This window comes from Dactylosporangium sp. NPDC006015, assembly GCF_040614215.1.
GTDB lineage: Bacteria > Actinomycetota > Actinomycetes > Mycobacteriales > Micromonosporaceae > Dactylosporangium > Dactylosporangium maewongense.
Genome location: NZ_JBEXUD010000002.1, coordinates 255704 through 278085, shown reverse-complemented (window position 1 = coordinate 278085; position 22382 = coordinate 255704). Strand labels below are relative to the sequence as shown.

At 72.8% G+C, this 22382-nt stretch carries 18 protein-coding genes; 13 read left to right on the top strand and 5 right to left on the bottom strand.

From position 1 onward, the window contains the following. The first annotated feature begins 3 nt into the window (after positions 1-3). Entirely contained in the window at positions 4-1500 is a 1497-nt protein-coding gene (locus ABZ321_RS04335) for a plasmid pRiA4b ORF-3 family protein (protein ID WP_354889296.1), read from the top strand. On the opposite strand, the gene ABZ321_RS04330 is transcribed toward ABZ321_RS04335, so the two are convergent. Then, positions 1495-2277 carry an META domain-containing protein gene (locus tag ABZ321_RS04330; RefSeq protein WP_354889294.1) on the bottom strand — a complete coding sequence of 261 codons (783 nt, stop codon included), beginning with the start codon at positions 2275-2277 and terminating at the stop codon, positions 1495-1497. The two genes, ABZ321_RS04335 and ABZ321_RS04330, sit on opposite strands and share 6 nt — an antisense overlap. A gap of 114 nt (positions 2278-2391) precedes the next feature. On the opposite strand from ABZ321_RS04330, the gene ABZ321_RS04325 reads away from it, so the two are divergent. Beyond that, on the top strand, positions 2392-2895 hold the full coding sequence (locus ABZ321_RS04325) for a hypothetical protein (RefSeq protein ID WP_354889292.1): 504 nt from the start codon (positions 2392-2394) through the stop codon (positions 2893-2895). 9 nt (positions 2896-2904) lie between these two features. Here the strand turns inward: ABZ321_RS04325 and ABZ321_RS04320 are convergent, their stop codons facing one another. Further along, positions 2905-3852, bottom strand: coding sequence for a beta family protein (locus tag ABZ321_RS04320; RefSeq protein WP_354889290.1), 948 nt, complete (start codon positions 3850-3852; stop codon positions 2905-2907). Positions 3853-3929: 77 nt separating this feature from the next. Between ABZ321_RS04320 and ABZ321_RS04315 the strand changes: the two genes are divergently transcribed. From ABZ321_RS04315 to ABZ321_RS04285, 7 genes are all read left to right on the top strand, one after another. Then, complete coding sequence (locus ABZ321_RS04315; protein ID WP_354889288.1) at positions 3930-5651, top strand: TIGR02677 family protein; 1722 nt, start codon at positions 3930-3932, stop codon at positions 5649-5651. Beyond that, complete coding sequence (locus ABZ321_RS04310) at positions 5644-6870, top strand: TIGR02678 family protein (RefSeq protein WP_354889286.1); 1227 nt, start codon at positions 5644-5646, stop codon at positions 6868-6870. The genes ABZ321_RS04315 and ABZ321_RS04310 overlap by 8 nt, the downstream gene beginning before the upstream one ends. Then, complete coding sequence (locus ABZ321_RS04305; protein WP_354889284.1) at positions 6867-11309, top strand: TIGR02680 family protein; 4443 nt, start codon at positions 6867-6869, stop codon at positions 11307-11309. The genes ABZ321_RS04310 and ABZ321_RS04305 overlap by 4 nt, the downstream gene beginning before the upstream one ends. Further along, positions 11306-12550, top strand: a complete 1245-nt coding sequence (locus ABZ321_RS04300) for a TIGR02679 family protein (RefSeq protein ID WP_354889282.1) — start codon at positions 11306-11308, stop codon at positions 12548-12550. The genes ABZ321_RS04305 and ABZ321_RS04300 overlap by 4 nt, the downstream gene beginning before the upstream one ends. Positions 12551-12597: 47 nt before the next feature. Continuing rightward, positions 12598-13071 (top strand): hypothetical protein, encoded by a 474-nt coding sequence (locus tag ABZ321_RS04295; protein ID WP_354889280.1) that lies wholly within the window; start codon positions 12598-12600, stop codon positions 13069-13071. Positions 13072-13148: 77 nt separating this feature from the next. Further along, on the top strand, positions 13149-13901 hold the full coding sequence (locus ABZ321_RS04290; protein ID WP_344514908.1) for an ABC transporter ATP-binding protein: 753 nt from the start codon (positions 13149-13151) through the stop codon (positions 13899-13901). Next, on the top strand, positions 13886-15598 hold the full coding sequence (locus tag ABZ321_RS04285) for a hypothetical protein (protein ID WP_354889278.1): 1713 nt from the start codon (positions 13886-13888) through the stop codon (positions 15596-15598). Before ABZ321_RS04290 ends, ABZ321_RS04285 begins: the two co-directional genes overlap by 16 nt. On the opposite strand, the gene ABZ321_RS04280 is transcribed toward ABZ321_RS04285, so the two are convergent. Continuing rightward, positions 15593-16288, bottom strand: coding sequence for a Crp/Fnr family transcriptional regulator (locus ABZ321_RS04280; RefSeq protein WP_354889276.1), 696 nt, complete (start codon positions 16286-16288; stop codon positions 15593-15595). The genes ABZ321_RS04285 and ABZ321_RS04280 overlap by 6 nt on opposite strands. A gap of 70 nt (positions 16289-16358) precedes the next feature. Then, positions 16359-16880 (bottom strand): hypothetical protein, encoded by a 522-nt coding sequence (locus tag ABZ321_RS04275; protein WP_354889274.1) that lies wholly within the window; start codon positions 16878-16880, stop codon positions 16359-16361. Between the two features lie 153 nt (positions 16881-17033). On the opposite strand from ABZ321_RS04275, the gene ABZ321_RS04270 reads away from it, so the two are divergent. The 4 genes from ABZ321_RS04270 (at position 17034) to ABZ321_RS04255 (ending at position 21474) form a co-directional block, all read left to right on the top strand. After that, positions 17034-17807 (top strand): hypothetical protein, encoded by a 774-nt coding sequence (locus tag ABZ321_RS04270; protein WP_354889272.1) that lies wholly within the window; start codon positions 17034-17036, stop codon positions 17805-17807. After that, positions 17804-19924, top strand: coding sequence for a hypothetical protein (locus ABZ321_RS04265; protein ID WP_354889270.1), 2121 nt, complete (start codon positions 17804-17806; stop codon positions 19922-19924). Before ABZ321_RS04270 ends, ABZ321_RS04265 begins: the two co-directional genes overlap by 4 nt. Continuing rightward, a complete protein-coding gene (locus ABZ321_RS04260; protein ID WP_354889268.1) occupies positions 19921-20730 on the top strand; it encodes a hypothetical protein in 810 nt (269 codons plus the stop codon). The genes ABZ321_RS04265 and ABZ321_RS04260 overlap by 4 nt, the downstream gene beginning before the upstream one ends. A 129-nt stretch (positions 20731-20859) precedes the next feature. Next, on the top strand, positions 20860-21474 hold the full coding sequence (locus tag ABZ321_RS04255) for a hypothetical protein (RefSeq protein WP_344514900.1): 615 nt from the start codon (positions 20860-20862) through the stop codon (positions 21472-21474). 54 nt (positions 21475-21528) lie between these two features. Here ABZ321_RS04255 and ABZ321_RS04250 read toward each other — a convergent pair whose 3' ends face one another. Further along, positions 21529-22293 (bottom strand): hypothetical protein, encoded by a 765-nt coding sequence (locus ABZ321_RS04250; protein WP_344514898.1) that lies wholly within the window; start codon positions 22291-22293, stop codon positions 21529-21531. Between the last annotated feature and the right edge of the window lie 89 nt (positions 22294-22382).

Genomic DNA, 22382 nt, shown 5'->3' with positions numbered 1-22382 from the left:
ACCATGACCGACATCATGGTCCGTGCCCGGAAGCTCGCGGAGTGGGTCGGTGCGGGCGGCCGCACCGTCACGGCCAAGGGCGTGCCGCGGCCGGCCGACATCCCGGCGGCCGCGGCGGTCGCCGGCGTCGAGGTGCCCGCGAAGGTCAGGTCCGCCGCCGACATGGAAGGCCTGCACCGGCCGTGGACCGCGGCGGTCGGGGCCGGGTACATCAGCATCGACGGCAACAGGGCGACGATGGTCGGCGGCCCCGGCCGTGACCCGGCCGACGCGCGGTGGGACGCGCTGCTCGCCGTCCTGGCGGTGGAGTCCGACGACCCGCGGCACGAGGGCGCTCTCATCGCGTGCGCCGAGGTGCTGGCCGCCCTGGTCGACGGCGCCACGCTGGACGACCTCGACGACCGCGTCGACGAGCGGCTCGAGGACCGGTCGCCGCGGGAGTTCCAGGCGGTGTACCGGGCGTTCCGGCGCGGCGTGCTGCCAGTCGCGGGAGCCCTCACGCTGCTCGCCGAGTTCGGCGTGGTCGATCATCAAGGGCGCCTCACCACGCTGGGCCGCGAGACGGCCGCGCGACTCGCGTTGCCGCCGCCCGTGCGGCCCGACCTGCCGGCCACCGAACTGCTCGCCAGGCTGCGGGACATGTCCGACGCCGAGGCCGGGCGCGCCACCTGGCGCTGGCTCGACGGCAGGGACCTCGCCGCGACCGCCGCCGAGCTGCTCGCCGCCGCCGGAGCCGGTGGTGCCGCCGACCGGCTGGACGCGTTCGGCGTCATCGCCGTGATCGGCGACCCCGCGCTGCCCTTCCTGCGGCCGATCCTGGAGCACCCGATGCTCGCGGTGCACGCCCGGACGACGCTGTCCGACGAGGAGCCGTCCGAGGCGGACCGGTGCTGGCTCACCGTCGAGGTCGCCCTCGCCGAGGACGACCCGGAGGAGCGCTACCACCTGGTCGAGGAGTGCGGCGGCACGGCAACGATCGAGGCCAGCGACCACCCCGACCGTGCCCACCTCCTCGATCTGCTGAAGGCGTCCGGCCGTCCGGAGATTCCGGTGTACGAGCTGAAGGTCGCCCTCAGCAGCACGGTTTGGCGCCGCCTGCGGCTGCCGGGCCCGACGACCCTGGAGGTCCTCCACGCCGCGATCCAGGTCGCGTTCGACTGGGACGACGAGCACGCCCACCTGTTCGAAGCCGCCGGCCAGCACTACAGCGACGTGTACCTCAACCTGGAGGATTCGGAGGACGAGTCAGCGGTCCGCCTGTCGAAGCTCCTGCCCGGCCGCGGCGCCAGGATGACGTACGTCTACGACCTCGGCGACTGGTGGGAGCACACCATCACCGTCGAGCGCATCACCGTTCCTGAAGATCCGGGTCCGATCGCGTGTACGGCCGGCGCCGGCGACGCCCCGGTCGAGGACTGGAACGAGGACGACGGCCCCGACACCACGTCGTTCGACCTCGACACCATCAACCAGCGCCTCGCCCAGTTGACGTCCTCATGAGGGTGACGGCGTCGCGCGGCCGGCGGTGAGACCCAGGCCGGTGCCGTCGGCGGCGGTCAGCGTCAACCGGCCGGCCTCGATCCGGAACTGCGCCGTGCCCCGCAGGACGTGCAGCACCTTGTCCTCGACCGTGCCGGCCTCGGTGCACGCCTTGCGGGTCGAGGCCACGGCGGTGAACGTGATCGTCTCGGTGTCGACCGTGTACGTGCCGGTGAGGCTGTTGCAGCCGCCGGAGCCGGTGACCTTCCCGTCGATCGTGAAGGTCAGGTGCGCGCGCACACCGGCCGGCACCGAGCCGGAGGTCTGCCCGTCGACCAGCGTGTCGACGGTCCACTCGGGGCCGACGAGCTGCGCGTCCGGCTCGGCCACCGCGCCCTCGACGAAGCTGACCGTGGTGCCGCCGCCCTCCAGCACCAGATCCGGGCCCTCAAGACGTAACTGCGGCCCGGCCTCCAGGAACGTCGCGAGCCAGGTGTCCTGCTCGGCCCGCTGCGGGTCGCATCCCATGGCCGTGCTCGCGACCTCGCTGACGACCAGCCGCCCGCCGTCGATCCGCGCGTTGCCGCTGATGTAGTTGCAGCCCGCCCGGAAGCCGACCTTGCCGTCGCTGAACCGCAGCTCGATCCGGGTGCCGGGGACGAGCGGGCGGCTCGTCGACTGCGACAGGAACGTCCGCCCCCACGGCCCGCCGCCGCCCGCCACATTCTCGCGGGCGCACCCCACCAGCCCGAGGGCCGACAGGAGCACCACCGTCAGCACGGCTCCGAAACGCCTCATGCTTCCTTGGACGCGAGGCCGCTCCTCGTGGTTCCCGACGGACTCGGCCACATGGCGCCGAAGCCCGTCTGAGCGTCCGATCGCGGTCCGCTCGATGACTGCCAGGGTGAAGCGATGGACGCCTTGACGGAACTCGCCGCGCTGCTGGCGGAGCGCGCCCGGATCGACGTGGACATCGCACGGCTGACCGGCCGCTCGGCGCGGCCCGGTGACGTTGGAGAATTCATCGCGGCACGGATTTTCGACATCGAACTGGCGAAGACGGCGGTGCAGGCGGGTTACGACGGCCGGTTCAGCAGCGGCCCCCTCACCGGCCGGACCGTGAACGTCAAGCTCTACGGCGACGCGTACGCCGGCATCGACCTCGGCACCCACCCGTGCGACTACTACCTCGTGCTGTCGGGACCGTCGACCACCCGGTTCGCGATCACCGGCGTGTACCTCTTCGACACCGAGCAACTGACGGCCGTGCTGCGGGAGCGCGGGGTGAAGATCGGCATCGCGACCAGCATCCGCCGCGCCGACCTGGAAGCCGCCCGCATCTACCCAGACCCGGCGCCCACCGCGGCGTTCACGCTGACCGACGAGCAGCGAAAGCTGCTGACCCTCTTCAGCTGATGGGCGGCGTCAGGGGGTGAGTTGGTGGACGACGTGGGCGAGGTGGTGGGACGTGCCCCAGGCGCGCCAGTTGGTGGCGTTGCCCGGGCCGGGCTGGCCGGCGGCGCGGGCGGCGATCTCGGCGTCGCCCCAGGAGAAGTCGGGGCCGGGCCAGGTGCCTGAGGAGATGACCGCGCGGCACAGGTGGTACATGTCGAGGTCGGGGGAGCGGTGGATCTGCCAGGTGGTGTCGCCGGTGTACCGGAGGTTCGGGCTCGGACGCCAGCGCGGGTTGGTGGTCTGCGGGTGGGCGATGCCGTAGTCGCCGTACTGGACGTCGGGGTCCTCGATGCGGTGCCACAGGGCCAGGTCCCAGCGGGGGATCTCCGCCGGGGTGTGGCGGGGCAGGATTGCGGGCATGGCGCCGGCGGCGACGGTGATCGAGCGCCACGGTCTTCGGTGGGCCCAGGCGAGGTACTTCCGCACGAGGGGCTCGGTGCGGGTGAGGTCGCGGTCCGACAGTACCGACGCCATGTCGAGCAACAGGTCGCACTGCTCCGGCGGGAGGCCGGGCGCCAGGATCGGCCCCTCGGGTGGGTCGCCGGTGAGGCGGACGAGTGCGCGGCCGAGGTGGAGCCGGGCGGCGTGGGCGGCGACCGCCAACTGCGCGGGGGGATCCGTCAGGTGTACGACGGGAAGCATGGGGACGCCGAACGCCGCGAGATCGTGGGCGACGTAATCCAACGGGCTGTGGATTCCCGACAGCGGCACGGCGAGCCGGTGCGTGTCGACGGCGATCAGCAGGCCTTCGGGCACGGAGTCCGCGACCTTCAGGCTGAACGACCACAGGTCCTTGCCCGGGCCGTTCGCCGTGGGGACGACCTCGAAGACCGGCATGACGAGCGGGGCGAGCGGGGCGGCCAGCTCCGCGATCGCCCTGAACTCGCCCTTGCGTGCCTTGAGGATCGGGACGTACATCGTCATCAATGGTAGCGCGGGGTAGTCGATCGGCAACGGTCAGTTGGGTCGGGCTGTGCGGCGTCTATCCTGTGCTGGTGTCCGAGGACCTGGAGCGGCTTGAGGCGTACACGTACCTCACCGTGCCTGAGCGGGGCACATACCTGGCCGTGATGCGGCTGTTCAGCGCCTCGCTGATGACCGACCTGTCGGCGCAGCAGGTCGTCGAGGCGATCGAAGGGCTGCCGCTGGACACGGCGGTCAGCCGGCTCAACCAGCTGGTCGCGTGGGGCAACCTGCTGCCCAGCTCGCACTCGGTGCGGGTGAAGAGTATCGAGGAGTATCAGCGGACCCGGTCGCGGTATCAGCTGTCGCCGCTGGGGGAGCGGGTGCAGCGGCAGGTCGACGAGGTTCTCGCCGGCGCCGAGACGGCGCGGGAGATCAGCCGGGAGCTGCTCGGCCTGGTGGCGACCGGGCTCGCGGCGCTGAGCGAGCTGCTCGAGGACCCCGGCGGCGCCGACATGGTCCGGGCGCGGGACACGGTCGCCGCGGTGTTCGCGCAGTTCTGGCAGTTCCGCGACTCGGTCCGCGACTTCTACGCCTACCTGGGGCAGGTGCTCGCGCGGTACGACCTGGACGGCAGCGAATACAGCGGATTCAAGAACCTGCTGCTGGACTACGTCGAGTCGATCACCGAGGAGGTGGTGCTGCTGTCGCCCAGGATCCAGCATCACCTGCGGCGGATCTGGCCGCACCTGGACGGGCTGCTGGAGCGGCTAGACGAGGGCGGCCTGGCGGAGGCGGCCAAGGACCTCGGCGTCGTCGTGCAGCGCACCCGCGGGCACTCGCTGGACGACTGGCTGGCGCTGCGGGCCTGGTTCGAGGACACCGGCGGCCGGCGCAGCGAGGTCAACCAGCTGCGCGACGCGACCCTGCGGGCGCTGCAGTCGCTGCTCGCCAACGCCAAACGGATGATCCGCTCCTCGGGGCAGGCCACCTCGCGGCGCCGCGACCTGCTGCGGCTGGCGGCCTGGTTCGACGCGGCCGACGCGGGCACCGCCGCGGACCTGTTCACCGCGGCGTTCGGCCTGTACGGCAGCAGGCACCTCGGACTGGCCGCCGACGCGGAAGCGGTCGTGCCGGCCACCGACAGCTGGTGGTCGAGGCCGGCGGTCACGGTGCCCGTGGCGCTGCGCGAACGCGGCGAGCGGGCCGCGCGCGGCCGGCCCGGCGGGATCGTGGACCGCAGCGCGCAGCAGCGGCTGCTGGTCGAGCGGGCCGCCGCCGCGCAGGACGCACGGGTCCGGGCCGCGGCCGAGCTGCTGTCCGCGGCGGCGGACCTGTCCGCGGTGCGGCTCTCGGGGCCGGCGATGCAGCTGCTGCTGGAGCTCATGGCGCAGGCCCTCGGCGCCGGCGACCCCGCGGCGGGCACGGCGGTCACCGTGTCGATCGACCTGGGGCTGCGTTGCGAGCTCACCGCCAAGCCGGGCCACGCACTGACCCTGCGCTCCGCCGGCGGCGACTTCACCGCCGAGGACCTGGCCATCCTCATCGCCGGCCACGACACGGAGGTCGCCGCTCACGACACGGCGGTCGCCGCTCACGACACGGCGGTCGCCGGCCACGACACGGAGATCGCCGGCCACGACACGGAGGTCGCCGGCCATGGCGACGAGATCGCCGGTCACGACACGGGAACCGTCGGCCAAGGCGCCGAGATCGCTGGTCGCGAGCCCGACGTCGCTGGTCGCGAGCCCGCGATCGTCGGCCGCGAGCCCGAGCGGACGGAACCCGAGCGGACCGGGAGCGGGCATGGCTGAGCAGCACGAGCACGACATCGCCCTTGCCGAGGAGCGGCGGCGGGCCGTCCGGGCGCTGCTCGGGCAGCCGCTGCTGCACCCCACGCACGACGAGTTTCCGCTGGTGCGGCGGCACGCGGACTGGCTCAAGAGCTGGTTCGGGCAGTTCCTCGGGTACCGGCTGGTCGTCGAGGCCGGCTTCGCCCGGCTGTTCAAGACGGGGCTGCCGGTGGGGCAGGGGCGGCCGCTGCTGCGGGCGACGGGGCCGTTCACCCAACGGTCCTACGCGTACCTGACGCTGACCGCGGCGGTCCTGCTCACCGGGCCGGAGCAGCTGCTGCTGTCGCAGCTCGTCGCCGACGTGCGCAGCGCCGCCGTCGAGGCCGGGATCGACCTCGGGGACGTGGACCGGCCGGTGGAGCGGCGGGCGCTGACGACGGCGCTGCGGCAGCTCGTGCGGTGGCGGGTGCTGGTGGAAGAGCAGGGGACCGTCGACGGTGACCAGGAGGAGGCGCTGCTCACCGTGGACCGCGACCTGGTGACGCACCTGCTCGCCGCGCCGATCGGCCGGGCCGGCAGCGCGGAGGAGTTCATCGCGACCGCCGCCGAGGCAGGGCCCGGGGGCACCCGGCACGCCGTGCGCAGGCGGCTCGTCGAGTGCCCGGTCGTGTACGTGGACGACCTCACCGCGAAGGAGCGGGCCTGGCTGCGCAAGGAGCAGCGCCGCGACGAGCGTGCGTTCGCCGACTACACGGGGCTGCACGCCGAGCTGCGGGCCGAAGGGGCCGCGCTCCTCGATCCCGACGATGAACTGTCCGATGTGGATTTCCCCGGAACAGGCACCGTCGCGCAGGCCGCGTTGCTGACCGTCGAGGCGCTGGTCCGCGAGCTCGCGCCGGCCGTGTCGCGGGGTGGGCCGCTGGCGGTCGGCGTCCCGGTGCCCGAGGGACTCGTCGAGCGGATACTGGAAGGGCTGATCCAACGGCACTCGAGGCGGTGGGCAGGGTCGTACACCGGAAACCCCACCGCACTGAGCGACGCCGTCGTCGACCTGTTGACGCAGGTCGGGCTGCTGGGCCGCGCGGGAGCGACGGTCGCCGACTCGGAGGCCGACGAGGACGTCGCCGCCGAACGCGCGGTCGACGCCCGCAACGCCCGTGGCGACGCACCCGATGGGACATTGGTGTTGCTGGCGGCCGCCGCCCGGTATGCGGTGCTCGAGAGCGAGGGGCAGAGGTGACACGGTTCCAGCTGCACCGGGCCGGCATCTGCAACGTCTGGCAGTACGGCGAGCAGATCTTCCAGTTCGAGGACGGACGGCTGCTGCTGCGCGGCAAGAACGGCGCGGGCAAGTCGAAGGCGCTGGAGATGCTGCTGCCGTTCTTGCTCGACGGGGACGTGAAACGGCTCGACGCGACCGGCGCCGGCAAGACCACGTTCCGGTGGCTGATGGGCGAGGGCGCCACCGGCGTCAACCGGCAGGGGTTCCTGTGGCTGGAGCTGCGGCGCCAGGCAGAAGACGGCAGCGAGCGGCACCTGACGCTCGGCGCGGTCGTGCGCTGGTCCTCCGCGACGGGCGAGGCGCGGCTGCAGTACTTCATCACGCCGCTGCGCGTCGGGGTCGACGTCGCGCTCGTCGTCGACGGGCAGCCGCTGCCGCTGGAGCGGCTGCGGGAGCGGCTCGGTGACGGCGCCGTCATCGCCGGCGCGCGCGACTACCGGGCCCGCGTCGGGCGGGAACTGTTCGGCGTCAACGACGCCGGCCGCTACCAGAATCTCGTGCACCTGCTGTACCGGCTGCGCAGGCCGACGATCGGAGACCGGATCGAGGCCGGCCAGCTCGCGACCGAGCTCGGCGAGGCGCTGCCGCCGCTGGACGACGACGTGCTCGACTCGGTCGCGCACAACCTCGACGACCTGGAGACCGTCCGCGAGGACCTCGGCCGGCTCGAACGCACCCACGGCGCGCTCGCCGACCTCATGACCGGCTACCGCGGCTACCTGCAGGGCGAGCTGCGCACCCGCGTCGGCGCCGTCCAGCAGGCGCTGCAGGAGCTGCGCGACCGGCGGCGGCAGGCCGGCCAGCAGGAGCGGCAGGTGTCCGCCGCCGCCGACGAGGAGCGGGTCGCCGCCGCCGCGGCCGACGCGCTGGAGCTGGCCGGGCGGGAGGCGCGGGCGGAGCTCACCGCCGTGCGGGACAGCGCCGCGTACCGGGCGGTGCGCGACCTGGCCCAACGCCGCCAGGCGGTGCAGGCGCTGCAGTCCGCGGCCCGGGCCACCGCCAGCCAGGCGGCCGCCGAGGAGCGCAACCTCGGCAACCTCGTCGCCCGGTTCGACGACGAGTCCGACCGCATCGCGGCGGCGTCCACGCGGCTGCGGGAGGACCACGGCCGGCTCCGCGACGTCGCCGGCGAGGCCGGGCTGGACGTCGGCCACCTCGGTGTGGCACCGGCGCTGCGGCACACGGCCGTCGCCGGTCTCCAGGTCCGCGCCGTCGACGTGCGGGAGGCCTCGCGGGACCTCGGGGCGTACCGCGACCAGAGCAGGCAGGCCGAGGCGGCGGTGGCGGCCCGCCGACGCGCGGTCGCCGACCTGCAGGACCTGATCCGCCGCGCGACCCGCGCCGCCGAGCAGGCCACCCGCGCCGCCGGCGACGCCGAACTGCTCGACGGCCAGCTCGGCACCGCCCGCGAGCGTCTGGACGAGCTCGCCGCCCTGCTGCAGGCGGCGGCCGACGCCTACTCGACCGCCGTGCAGCGCTGGACCGAGGACCCGCTCGTGGCCGCGGCCGGGATCGATGCGGCGCCGGTGCTCCTCGCTGAGTCTCCGGCGTCGGTACGGGAGGCGGCCGAAGCTTGCCTGGCCCCGGTCCGTGCCGCCCTGGAGCGTCGCCGCGACACCCTGCTGCACGAGCACACCCGGGCGGCGGACCGGCTCGCGGCCGTCCGCGCCGAGTATCAGGAGTGGGCGGCGAAGACGGATCCGTCACCGCCCAGGTCCCGGTTCGCTCACGCTGCCGCCGACCGGCCGCTGTACCGGCTGGTCGACTTCGCCGAGGGGCTCGACGCCACGCGACGGGCCTCGATCGAGGCGGCGCTGGAGGCCAGCGGTCTGCTCGACGGGGAGGTCACCGCCGCCGGCACCCTCGTCGCGCCCGGCACCGGCGAGGTGCTGCTGCGCCCCGGCCCGCCCGTCCAGGACCCGCTGCTCGGCACGGCGCTCGTGCCGGTCCCCGGCGCCGACGAGGTGACCGCTCTCCTGGCCGCCATCGGCTTCCGCGCGTCCGCCGCGTCCATGGAGGAGGCTGGTGCCACTGTCGGTTTCCGCGCGTCCGCCGCGTCCATGGAGGAGGCTGGCGCCACTGTCGGTTTCCGCGCGTCCGCCGCGTCTATGGAGGAGGCAGGCGCCGCCGTCGGTTTCCGTGCGGCTGCCGCGCCCGTGGAGGAGGCCGGCGCGTCCGCCGCGCCCGTGGACCAGGCCGGTGCCGGCGGCGCTAATCCCGGGGGCGGGGTGGACGGCGCTCCCGCGAATGGGGCAGGTGCCGGCGGTGTTGCTGTGGGCGCTGTCGCTGGGGCTGACAGCATTCCCGCTGATGGAGCGGGCGCTGCCACCGGCGTTCCCGCGGCCGCCGGCCTCGGGGCTGGAGCGGCCAGCGCTCCCGCGGGCGTCGCCGTGGCCGGCACAGGCGCCCCGGCCACGACCGGCGCCGCCGATGACGCCGGCAGCTGGATCGGGGCAGACGGGAGCTGGCGGCTCGGGGTGGCGCACGGGGCGTGGCGGAAGCCGGCGGCCGAGTACGTCGGGGCGGCGAACCGGGCCGCCCTGCGCGCCCGGCGGCTCGCCGAGCTGCAGGCGCAGATCGACGAAGGTGTCGCCGCACTCGACGGGATCGACCGGGAGCTCGCCGAGGTCGCGACCCTGCGCCGCGAGCTCGACCGGCTCCTCGCCGCACTTCCCGACCCGGAGCCGCTGCGCACCGCACAGGCCAGGCGCGACGAGGGGCAGGCCGCCGTCACGGCGCTGACCGCACAGGTCGCCGACGCGCGGCGGCGGGCCCGCGACCTCGCCACCGAGGCGACCGCGCAGCGCCGCAAGGTCACCGCCGCCGCCGACGCGCACCTCCTGCCGGGCGACCCGGACGACCTGACCCGCGTCGACGGCCGGCTGCGGCGGCTCGCCGACGAGCTGCCCCGGCACCGCCGCGACACGGACGGCCTCCTGGAGCTGCTGCACCGCTCCACGGCGCACCTCGACGGCATCACCGCAGCACGGCAGCGGGTCGACGAGGCGGCCGAAGCGGCGACGGCCGCGGCCACCGAGCACGCCGAGGCGGCCGCCGAGCTGGCCGTGCTGCAGGAATCGCTGCACGCCGACGCGGCCGAGGTCATGGCCCGGGAGGCCGGCGCCGAGTCGAGGCTGCGCGACGCGGAGCAGCGCCTGCCGACGCTGCGGAGCCAGTACCAGAGCAGCCGCGACCGGCGGATCACCGCGGAGCACGCCCGTGACGAGGCGCGAGACCGGCTCGCCGACCAGGAGCGCGTCGCGCTGCAGGCCGGCACCGCACTGCCACGGATCATGACGCTGCCGGGCGTCGCCGCCGCGCTGGACCTCGGTGAGGACATCGCGGTGCCGCCGGACGTCGCCGAGACACCCCGCGAACGCATCGCCCGGCTCGACGGGCTCGCCGCGAAGCTCGCCGACGCGCTCGGCCCGCGGCGGACCGACGTCGGCGAGAACGCGCTGCACCTCAAGTACATCGACGTGCGCGGTCGGCTCGCCGGCGGGTACGACCTGATCTGGGAGAACCGCGACGGCGTCAAGGTCGTCGAGATCGCCGACGACATCGGCCAGCACCCGGTCGCGCACGCCACCGCCCGCCTCGGCGCCGAGCTCGAACAGAAGCGGACGGCGGTCGCGGACCGGGAGCGGCAGGCGTTCGAGCGGTTCCTGCTCGGCGAGCTCGGCGACGCGCTCACCCGGCAGATCCTCGCCGCCGAGACGCTCGTCAACGGCATGAACGCCACCCTCGCCCAGGTCCGCACCTCGCACGGCCTCGGCGCCCGGCTCGTGTGGTCGCTGCGCGCCGACGCGGACGCCGACACCCGCGCGGCCGTCGGGCTGCTCAGGACGCCGCTCGCGCTGCGGACCCGGGAGCAGAACGACCGGCTCCGCGAGGTCCTCGCCCGCCGGGTCGACGACGCCCGCCGCGGCGACCCGTCCGCGGGTTACGCCGTGCACCTGCGGGCCGCGCTGGACTACCGGCAGTGGTTCACGTTCACCCTCAAGGTCACCGACCAGGCGAACCCGGACCGGGAGCGGACCCTGTCGGCGCGCACCGCCATGTCGCAGGGCGAGCAGCGGGTCGTGTCCTACCTGGTGCTGTTCGCCGCCGCCGCGGCCCACTTCTCCTCCGTCGGCGACGCCCACCCGCCGGCGCCGCGGCTCATCCTGCTCGACGACGCGTTCGCCAAGGTCGACGAGCCCACGCACGGCCGCCTGCTGGGCCTGCTCGTCGCCCTCGACCTCGACGCCGTCCTCACCAGCGAACGGCTGTGGGGCTGCTTCCCGGAGGTGCCGTCACTCGGCATCTACGAGTGCCTCCGCGACCCCGCTCAGCCCGGCGTCGCCACCCTGCACTTCCGCTGGGACGGCAGCCGCCGCACGGTCCTGCCCGCATGATCCCGCCGACCACGCTGCAGTGGCTGCGCTCGCCGTCACTGACTCCACTGTGGACTTCGCTGCGCGGGCGGCTGCAGCGCAACGGCCGCCGGGCCGAGGGCCGCCTGACCGTCCACTGTGGCTCCCCGCAGGACCGCGACGCCATCGGGCAGCTGCTGGGCCGGGCCGTCGGCGCCTCGGTCGCCGTCGACCTCGCCGCCCTCGACCGCCTGCTGCGCTCCAGCGCCGCCGGCACGGGTCTCGTCGAGGTCGTCGAGGCGGTGACCGGCCCGATCCCCGACCGCCGCGCCGACGCGGCCGCCGAACGGGACCGGCGAGCCTCGTTACGTGGACAGGTCCTCGCCACCGCGTCCGAGGCCGGCCTCGACGGCCAGGAGTGGGTGACCGACTGGCTCGACGGCGTCTGGCGCAGCGGCATCATCGGCCGCCTGCCGTCACCCGCGGCGCTGACCCAGGCCGTGACGGTGCTGGGCCTGGTCCTCGGGGGCACGTCGCGGCTGTGGTCCCGGGGTGAGCTCGCCGAGCAGGTCACCGGCACCGCCCACGGCCTCGACGACGACACGCTGCTCAACCGCCTCGTGCTCCGGGGGATCACCCTGGCGACCGCCGCCGCGCCGCCCTCCTCCGCCGTCGAGCGCCGGTCGCTGTGGGAGTCCGTCGGCGTGGCCGGCGACACCGTGGCGACCACCGTCCTCACGTACGGACTGCGCCCGCTCGGCGACGGCTTCCCGGCCGGCCACCTGCGCGACCGGGCCTCCCATCACGCCGAAGCGCACCTCACCCTGCGCGACCTGCGCCGGCTGCTGCCACTGGCCCTGGAACCGCAGACCGTGTACGTGTGCGAGAACCCGCGCATCCTGGAAGCCGCCGCACAACTCGCACTGCCCGCCGCGATGGTCTGCACCCTCGGCAACCCGACCGTGGTCACCCTCGCGCTCCTCGACGCCCTCGCCGCGCTCGACGGCGTCCAGCTGCGATACCACGGCGACTTCGACTGGCCTGGCGTCGCCATCGCAGGCCGCGTCATGCGCCGCACCGGCGCGTTCCCGTGGCGCTTCGGCACCGCCGACTACCAGGCCGCGGTGCTTGCCACCCGCGACCCGCAGACCCCGCCCCACCGTTTGACCGGCACGCCCGCCGCCACTTGGTGGGACCCGGACCTCGCGACAGCCATGCACCGGGAAGACGCCGCCGTCCACGAGGAACGCCTCACCGACACCCTGCTCGCGGATCTCGGGTAAACCGGCACGCGCCCATGAGCGTCTTTGTTCCCGTGAAGAACCGAGTGATGGCTCTCGTCCTGATCGCGCTCCTGCTCGCCGGCTGCAGCGACGCGATCGAGCAACCCGGCGCGACCCCCTGGACCCCGCCCGCGACCCAGGCGCCCGGCGCGCCATGGCCGGACCGGGTCACCGCCGACGCGGGAGGTGTACTGGCAGCGCCGGGCTTCAACGCCCACATCGACGCCACCGCACCGGCCTGGGCGGAGGCGGCGGACAGCACCGTGGCGGAACTGCTCAACCTGAACCGCGGCTTCGACGGCCCGGTCGCCATCTACCTGCACCGCGACAAGACCGACGACGACCCGGTCCTGACCGTCACCCTCACCAAACTCGGCGACGATTCCATCCAGGCGATGCGTTACCGCGTCGTCCTGCACCGCGAGACCGACGGCCGCTTCCGCTTCGTCTCGGGCGAACGCACCCAACGCTGCCAGTCAGGCCGCGGCCACCAGACCTTCGAGGCCGCCCGCTGCTCGTAGGGGGTGTAGTTAACCCCACCCCCGTCAGGTAGGCAGGGGCAATCCGTCGGAGTTGATCCATCCGTACCGTCGACGGCATGGAAACGGCGTTGGATATTCGGGGGCTGGTCAAGCGGTTCGGGGACAAGGTCGCCGTGGCTGGGGTTGACCTGGCGGTGCCGCGGGGGTCGTTCTACGGGCTGGTGGGGCAGAACGGGGCCGGGAAGACCACGACCCTGTCGATGGCGGTCGGGTTGCTGCGGCCCGATGGTGGCACCGCCAGCATCTTCGGGGCGGACGTCTGGTCGGCGCCGGCGCAGGCCAAGGCGCTGGTCGGCGTCCTGCCCGACGGGCTCGCCATGCCGGAGCGGCTGACGGGGCGGGAGGTGCTCACGTACATCGGGCTCCTGCGCGGCATGCCTCGGGCGACCGTCGCCGAGCGGGCCGATGAGCTCCTTGCCGTGCTTGAGCTTGATGCCGCCGAGAAGGCGCTGGTCATCGAGTACTCGACGGGCATGCGGAAGAAGATCGGGCTGGCCACGGCGCTGCTGCACGCGCCGCGGTTGCTGGTGCTGGACGAGCCGTTCGAGGCGGTCGATCCCGTGTCGGCGGCGACCATCAAATCCATCCTGCGTGGGTTTGTGGCGGGCGGCGGGTCGATCGTGCTGTCGAGTCACGTGATGGCGCTGGTCGAGCAGCTCTGCGATCACGTGGCCGTCGTCGATGCGGGCCGCGTCGTCGCCGCCGGGCCGTTGGACGAGGTGCGGGGTGGGCGGTCGCTGGAGGACACGTTCGTCGGGCTGGTGGGCACCGAGCAGACCAAGAAGGAGCTGTCGTGGCTGTCGAAGTGACCATGGCGCAGATGAAGTTCGCCATCCTGCGGCACGCCTTCCGAGGGCCGCGCGCGCAGACGGCCGGCACGGGTGCACTGCTCGGGGCGGTGCTGGCGGCCGGGACGGTCTACCTGGCGTTCGTCGACGCTGACCTCCTCGCCGCCGGGTACGCGGTCTGGATGCTCGGCTGGATGCTCGGCCCGGTCTTCATGGGCGGCGGCGACGAGACGGTCCGGCCGGAGTACTTCGCGCTGCTCGGGCTGCCCCGGCGGCGCCTGGCGATGGGCCTGCTGACGGCGGCGTTCGTCGGTGTCGCGCCGCTCGTGTCGTTCACCGCGCTGCTCGGTCTGCTCGTTGTTGGAATCCGCTCCGGTTCGGTGTTGCTGGCAGTACCGGCGACGCTGCTGCAACTCGCGGTCTTCGTGCTGCTGTCGAAGGTGTGCGTGGCGGTCGTCGGCCTGGCGCTGCGGTCGCGGGTCGGGGCGGTCGGCTCCGGCCTCGTCAACGGGGCGATCCTGGCCGCGCTCGGGCAGGTCTGGGTGTTCTTCGCCGTGTTCGGCGAGACCGGAATTCCATCGTTCGTTGGATATCTCCCGTCGTCGTGGGGGGTGCAGGCCGCTCGCGGGCACTGGTGGGCTCTGGCAGCGTTGGCGGCGTCGGTACTGGTGCTGCTCGCGCTCTGGGCGGCGCTGCTCGGCCGGCGTTCCCGCCCTTCGTCGGGCCGCGGCGCGTGGTCTGTGCGGCCCACGTCCCCCACGGGTGCCGTGGTGGCGAAGGAGCTGCTCACCTGGTCGCGTGACCTGGTCCGCAACCACCAGCTGGCGTTCGCCCTCTCCTATGGCGTCTGCTTCGCCGCCAGCCCGCTGCTCATCGGCTGGAACGGCATGCTCCCCTGCGCCGGCCCCATCTTCGTCGTCATGGCCGCCGCGATGTCCTCCAACCTGTACGGCACCGACGGCACCGCCCTCTGGCTCACCCTGCTCGCCAACGCCTCCGACGTCCGCGGCCGCCAGCTCGCGTTCCTTTCCGTCCAGGCCCCGCTGGCAATCCTCGTCACGTTGGTTTTCACCGCGATCACGGGCGGCCCATGGCCGCTGGTCCTCGCACTGCTGCCCGCCCTGCTGGGCGGCGCCGCCGGCCTGATCCCGCTCGTCTCGGTGTACGCCCTGATCCCCGGCACCGACCCGCACCGCCGCGCCGGCAACCCCCTGCGCACCAGCGAGAACGACGGCGGCCTGACGGGCCTGGCGTACCTGATGATCGCCCTCGTCCTGCTGGCGGCCGCGCCGGCTCTTCTCACCGCGATCTGGTTCGGCTGGCCGGGCGTGGCGGTCGGCCTCCTGACCGGCGCGGCCTGCTTCTGGTTCCTCGGTTCGCTGGCCGAGCGCCGCCTCGCGTCCCACGGCCCCGAACTGCTGGACACGATGCGCACCGGCCGCAAGCCGGTCACGCAGAAGACCCTGCGCTTCGACCACCTGAGCAACACCCAGAAGGCGGTGGCCGGCTGGTGCTTCGGCCTCGGCGCCCTCCCCCTGTTCCCGCAGGGCATCGTCGCCGCGATCTTCGTCGCCAACGACAAGCTCCACCACAGCTGGTTCCTCGCCACCTACATGCCGGCCGGCCTTCAGTACGCGGTAGCGGGCGCGTTCATCGCCCTCGGCCTCACGATGTACGGCACGGGCCTCTGGCTCGCCCGACCGGCCAAGCGTTCATAGTTCGGCCGCACGCCGCAGGCCATCCAGGTCCAGGACCGTCACGGTGCGGTAGCCGGTGACGATCGAGCCGGTGCGACGGAAGTCGCGGAGGGACTTCTGGACGGTGACCTCCGCGGCGCCGCACAGGCTGGCGAGCTCCGACTGGGTCAGCTCGAAGCCGATCTCCAGGCCGGCGGGGGTGCGGCGGCCGTACGCCAGGGCCATCTTCACGAGGACCCGGGCGACGCGGACCTTGGCGGAGTAAGCGGTGAAGTCGACCCGGAACTGGTTGGCCCAGCGGAGGCGGTCGGCGACCATGCCGGCCAGGGCGAGCGCGGCGTTCGGCTCCTGCTCCAGGAAGGCGCGCAGCTGTGGGCGGCGGATCACGCTGTACACCAGCGGGGTGCAGGCGGTCGCCGTCGCGGAGCGGGGTAGGTCGTTGAGGGCGGACATCTCGCCGATGAGGTCGCCGTTGACCCGGATCGCCAGGAGGGACTCGACGCCGTCGCTGGTCAGGGCGGTGATCTTCGAGATGCCACTGTGCAGGAGGAGTACGTGGTGCTCGATCGCGCCCTGGCTGATCAGGACCGTGCCGGGCTCGACCCGGCGGCGTGGGGCCATGGCCCGCAGCTGGTCCCGCGCCGGTGATGCCAGCCGGTGCAGGAAGGTGCCAGGTGCCCACGTGGCGGTGGCGAGGTCGACGACGCTCATCTGCAGTCACCCTCCGCGTGCAGGCGCTGGTGTGGATAGACAGGCGACGATACCATCCGGAGTGGTGTGGCTACTGTCCGCCAATCATGGAGGCGAGGCAGACCCAGCCGACCGACCCGGCGACCGCGACCGCCACCCATGGCAGCCCTGACCTGATCGCCTCGTATTTCCGCATCGCGATGCCTGCGAGGAGCATGGACGCCGCCCATGCCTCCTGTTGCTGCCGCTCGACCGGGGCCGGGTCCACCGGGTCCTGGCCTGCCCCGAGATCCGACAGCGCGAACCGGTTGCGGTTCGGGCCGTCGGGGCCGGCCAGGCGTGGCAGGAGGCACCGGCCGAGATGCCACCCGGCGACGAAGGCGCTGATGACGGTGACCGCGGCCAGGACGATCACGCAGGCGGCCGGCGCCATGCCGGCGCGGACCGCCGCCGAGCCGACCTCCGGCTGGGTGGCGGCCAGGGCTGCGGCGCCCGTCAGCACCGTCAGCAGTACCGCCGCTTTTGTGTCGGCGTGCTGGATCGACGACTGGGCGGACGCGCCCATCGTCATGGCGATACGGAGGTCTTCCAGCGGCTCCAGCGGTTCGGTCATGCATCTATCGAAGCGCGTACAGCGGCAGCGCATTGCCTCGCAGGACGGGTTCCGCATGCCGTATTTCGACGGAATTTCCAGCGGCATTCATCGATATACAGGAGCGGTCGCCGGTGTCCGCCGTGCGGCGATCGACGGTGAAAGGCGGCGGCGATGTCCGAGCCGGACCATCCCAGACGTTGTGTGCTCGTCGCGGTCGACATGGAGCGCTACAGCCCGCGCGACAACCTGCGGCAGTACCAGGCGCAACGGCTCTTCCGCGAGGTGATGGCCGAGGCCGTCGCCAGCATCGGGCTGCGACGCGAGGACTGGACCACGCAACAGAGCGGCGACGGCGAGCTGGCGATCCTGCCGGCCGAGACCTCCGAGCTCACGGTCGTGGCCGACTTCGTGCCGGCACTGGACCGGATCCTGCGGGAACACAACCGCAGCCTGCTGCCCGAGGCGAAGGTCCGCCTCCGCGTCGCGATCCACCAGGGCCTCGTCCACCTGACCGGCGCCAACGGCTTCCCCGGCGAGGCCGTCGTCGAGGTGTGCCGGCTGCTGGACGCCGACCCGCTCCGGCAGGCGCTGGACACGTTCCCGCGCGCGTCGGTCGCCCTGATCGTGTCGCGCAGCATCTTCCACGACGTCGTCCGGCACGGGTACCGCGGACTGCGCCCCGAACGGTTCGCCCAGGTGCGGGTCGCGGTCAAGCAGCTGACCATGGACGCCTGGATCTGCGTGCCCGACGAGGACGTGAGCACGGTGCCGTGGACCGCGCCGGCTGAGAAGACGAAGCCTGTACAGCAGAGCGACGCACCCTCGGATGTGCCGGCGACGTACCAGATCAGCGGTGTCACCACCCACGGGCCGACGGTGTTCGGGCCCGGCGGCACCGCCATCGGCACGGTGCACGGCGCATGGAACGGAAGGGTCGAGCCGTGACCGCCGAGAACGAGCCGAAGGCCGAACGCGACCAACCGGCCGCCGCGGGGCGTGACGACGGCGCCGACACCGTGCGCTCGCTGGCCGCGAACATGATTCGGTCGTACGGCATCTCAGACTCGGGCTTTCTCGGACCCTCGGCGATCGGACCGAACTCGACGTCGGTCGGCACGGTCCTGAACGTCGGCACCGGTCCCGGGCGTCGGCGGTTCGTCAACCAGCCGCTGGACGGGGCCGTGGTGCTGGAACGGATCCACACCTACGCGGCCACGACCACACCGGACCGCCTGGTCGAAAGCCTCGCCCGGCGCCCGGTCGCCTACCTCGGAGGGTCCGCCGGCAGCGGAAGGGTGACCGCCGCACTGGTCGGGCTGGCGCGTACCCACACGCCGGATCGGATCACCCAACTGCATCTCATCGGCGATGACCCGATCCACGCGTACCTCTCCGACAGGGACCTGCTCAGGCCGGACCACGGGCACATCGTCGAGTTGGCACCCACCGCCGAGCCAGAGCCTTCGGAGCTGGCGCAGCTGTCCATGATGGCCCGCGCGGCGCGAGCGACCGTCGTGCTCGTCGGGTTCGCCGACGCCAACAGCCGGCAGCTTGTCGAATACCACGTCGAGCACGCCCGCCCCGACCCGCACAAGGTCTTCCTCGTCTGGCTGGAGCGGCGGCTCGGGGACCTGGGTCGTTGCATCGGCACATGCCCGACCTGTGAGGGCAGGTGCATCCGTTCGTACGTCGAGCGTTGCCGAACCGAGTTCGTGCAGCACCTGTCCGTGACCACGATGGCGGACGCCGTGCGGTTCGCCACGGACTTCGCCGAACTGCGGCCGGACGCCGACGGCGCCGTCGACCTGCTGGCCGATCGTGCGGCCCTGCGCGCCAAGGCCGTGACGTTGCTGGGGGCGGCGCCGGGTGACGACGGCAGGGGCCGCGAACAGGAACAGGCCCGCCGCCTGGCGCAGCACCGCCGGGCCGCCCGGCTGGCGTTCGCGGTGTTCGACGGGTACCCGCTGACGAGGGTGTTCCAGGCGATCGACGTGTTGACGCGGCGGATCGACGAGGCGGCCGGGCGAACCCCGACCGACCGGACCGTGCTCGAGCACAGCCTGGACGACCTGCTCGACGGCATCCGCCGAGACCTGCCCGCCGACCGGTCCAGCAGCGTCGGTGCGGCCAGGCTTGCCCGGCTCCGCCAGCCAGGGTTGGTCCGGGGGCTGCTCGACGTCGCGTGGCACGAGTACGACACGGCGCGCTGGCCGCTGCTCAAGTGGCTCGACGACCTTGTCGAGACGGACGACGCCAGCCCGATCGCCGCGGCCGCCGGGCTGTTGTGCGAGTACGACTTCGACCAGATCCACCGGGGCCTGCTGGAGAACTGGGCGGCGAGCGACCGCCGCTCACGACGTGAAGCCGCCGCGCTCGCGTGTGAGCTCGCCGTCCACAATGCCGACCTGGAGCCGCGGGTGCTGGCCTGCGTCGAGGGGTGGTCCGAGTCGTCGGGCAACCGTCGGGACACCGCGGTCCGCACCTTTGCCACGAACACCTTCCGGCGGCGGTACCCGCTCAAGGCGCTGGCGGTGCTCGAGCGCGCAGCACGCGACAGCATGCAGCGGACGAGCAACGCGATCCCCTTCGGGGTCGCAGGCCTCTACCTGACCCACAGCGCGGCGGTGATGCAGGAACTCGTCCGCTGGCCCGACTCGCCGATCGCGAACCTGCGGACCATGGCCAGCCGCTGCATGGTGCAGCTGGCAAGCCTGGACAGCGACGCCATCGGAGCTGCCGGGACCAACGCCTGGCCAGCACTCCTGCGACAGACCGCCACGGGCGAGGTCTCGGCGGTCGACCATGCCGGACTGTGGCCCGGCGCGCTGCTGAATCCGGCCACCGCCCGGCAGGCGTGGTCCGTGTTCGAACGCTGGATCGGCCTCGCCGCCGCCGACGCCGACCTCGCCGACGTGCTGTGCGAGGTCCTCGGCCACGTCCTTCGAGGCGGCCCGATCCACCGCCGTGCCGACTTCTATATGCGCTGCTTCTGGCGGCGCAGCATGCCGGGCAACCCGATCCTCGACACCGTCGCAGCCATGCTGGAAGGGGCAGCACCATGACCGCTGACTTCTACGCCACCACCGAACAGCCGACCGCCCGGCCCGGGCGGCACCGGTTCCGTCAGCTCCTCGCGGACTGGTGGCAGCCCTTGCCCGTCGACCAGCCGGTCGTCGAGACCGACCTCGTCGAGAGCCGGCCGAGCGTACCGCTCGCGCTGGCGGCGAAGGGCGACGCCTTCGACTTCTCGGTCCGGCCGACCTTCACCTGGTACGCCAAGCGCATGACCCGCACGCAGTTCGAGCTGCTGGTCGACACCTACACGCCTGACGCGGTGCACGAGCTGCGCGTCCGGACCGAGCGTGTCGCGAGGACGTTTGAGCCGCACCGCTCGGCCCAGCTCGAACGGGAGCTCACCGCCCGGCTGGCCGTCAAGGACTGGACCATGGGTGCGGCCGCCAAGCGGCTCATCTGCCGTCCGGAGGTGTTCGTGCTGCCGGATCCACGGGTCAGGGCCAGCATGCAGCCGTACTGGCAGCGGCGAATCGAGATGCAGTCCGAGCACGAGCTGGCGATGCGCCGGGCCGAACTGACCCGCGAGCGCACCGAGGCGTGGTCGAAGGTCATGAAGGCGCTGGAGGCCGATCCGCGCAGCCGCCATGCGGCGTCCCTCGTCGACAACCAGGCGTTCGCCGAAACCTTCAAGGCGATGACCCAAGGTCGCAAGGACGAGCTGCTCAAGCTCATCGACATGCTGGAGAGGGCCGGCCGCAGCTACAACGCGATCGGGCTGTACGAGTACGCCGAAGGGCTCGACGCGGCGCTGAACGAGTACCGCAAGCGGGCTGAGGTCGATGCCATTGAGTGATGCCGGTTCAAGTGGTTCGTTGTCGAGGTCGCGACATCGGGGCTGGTGAACGGGGGCGGCGCGCTGGCCGTGCTCTGGGGTACCGACGGCGAATCCGCCGCTGTGTAGCCCGAGTGGGAGGTCGGAGTCATGGGAGTGGTCAAGGGGCTTGCGTTGCTGACGGTCGGGGCGGTCGCGGGGGCGGCGGCGTTCGTCGGCTACGGGGCGATGTACGGGGACGTCGAGTTGGACAAGGTCGGGAACTACACGTCGACCGGCGGGAAGAAGGCTGAGGTCGTCAAGTTCAAGCTGGCGCCCAGTTCGGAGCAGCTGGCGAAGTGCATGCCGAAGGTCAAGGTCGACGTGAGCGTCGCGCTGGAGACCGATGTGAAGGGGTTCGACGTCTTCGACGTCAGGGTCAGCGGTGGGCCGGCGAACACGGCGTTCACGGTGTTCCTGCTCGAAGTGCCGGCGGCGCCGTTCGGGGCGGCCGAGTACGTGGGGGACGTGTTCACCGACAAGTACGGCAAGGGGCGGACCGAGCTGCGGATGATCGCGGAGGAGGCGTTCTCCTCGACGCTGGTCGGCAAGGAGCGGGTGCGCAAGGAGCTGGGGCACGTGGGCATGTGGTTCGCGGACCCGGCCGGGGACGACTTCTGCCTCGGGGCGGGGCAGGGGCCGGTGACGCCGTTCGACGGGGACAACGAGGCCGGGGTGCAGGTGTTCAACTCCGCGCCGTCCCTGCCGAAGGCACCCCTCCCGTAAACAGCAGCGGGGCGGCACCCGGATGGCCGGGTGCCGCCGTTGCTGTGCCGGAGGTTACTCAGTGGTGCGGACGTTGCCGGTAGCGGCCCGCGAGCGGATGCCGCCGTCCTGGACCGCGTAGACGCTGGCCAGGTAGTACGTGTTCTCGGGGAACCCTTCGACGAAGTGCGACATCGGCCCGGTGCCGGGGTTGGCCGGCAGGAACCAGGTGTTGCTCCTCTGCACCCGGCTCGGCTGGCCCTTGTCGTTCCAGACGGTCTGGTCCCAGCTGATCGACAGGTAGAAGCCGGTCTCCGTGGTCGCGTTGTCGGTCCAGTTGAACCAGAGCGAGTGAACGCCGGCCGACAGCTGCAGGTCGGTCGGCCCCGGCAGCGCCACGTTCACGTCGGTGAAGCCCAGGACGCGGTTCAACGCGACCGGTGTGGTCCCGTCCGGCCAGTTGGCCACCGACACCACGACGTGGTGGCCGCCCGGCATCGTGGGCAGGGCGACGGTGACGTCGTACCCGTTGTTCTTGGTGCCGTTGGGCAGGTTGGCCGTGGTGCCGCCGACGATCGTGCCGTCGATGGCCACCCGCACCTGCAGCGGCCCGCCGTCGGGGTCGAGCGCCCAGCCGGTGGCCCGCACCGCGGTGCCCAGATTGGTGAACGTCACCGTGCCGACGGGGGAGTCGTCGGTGCTCTCCGGCGGCTCGCCGACGCACGACGGCGGCGGGACCGGGTCGTTGCAGCGGCTGGCCGCGTGGGCTGCCGACGCCGGCACGAGCGCGGCGGCGCTCAGCACGGCGGTCGCCAGCACTGCCTGTATCTGTCTGCGCATCACATCACGTCCTCAATCAATTCGGACACGGGGGCAGGAACCCCCCGCATGCGGTCGCACGTTAGCCAGCCCACGCAAGCGGTCGGATT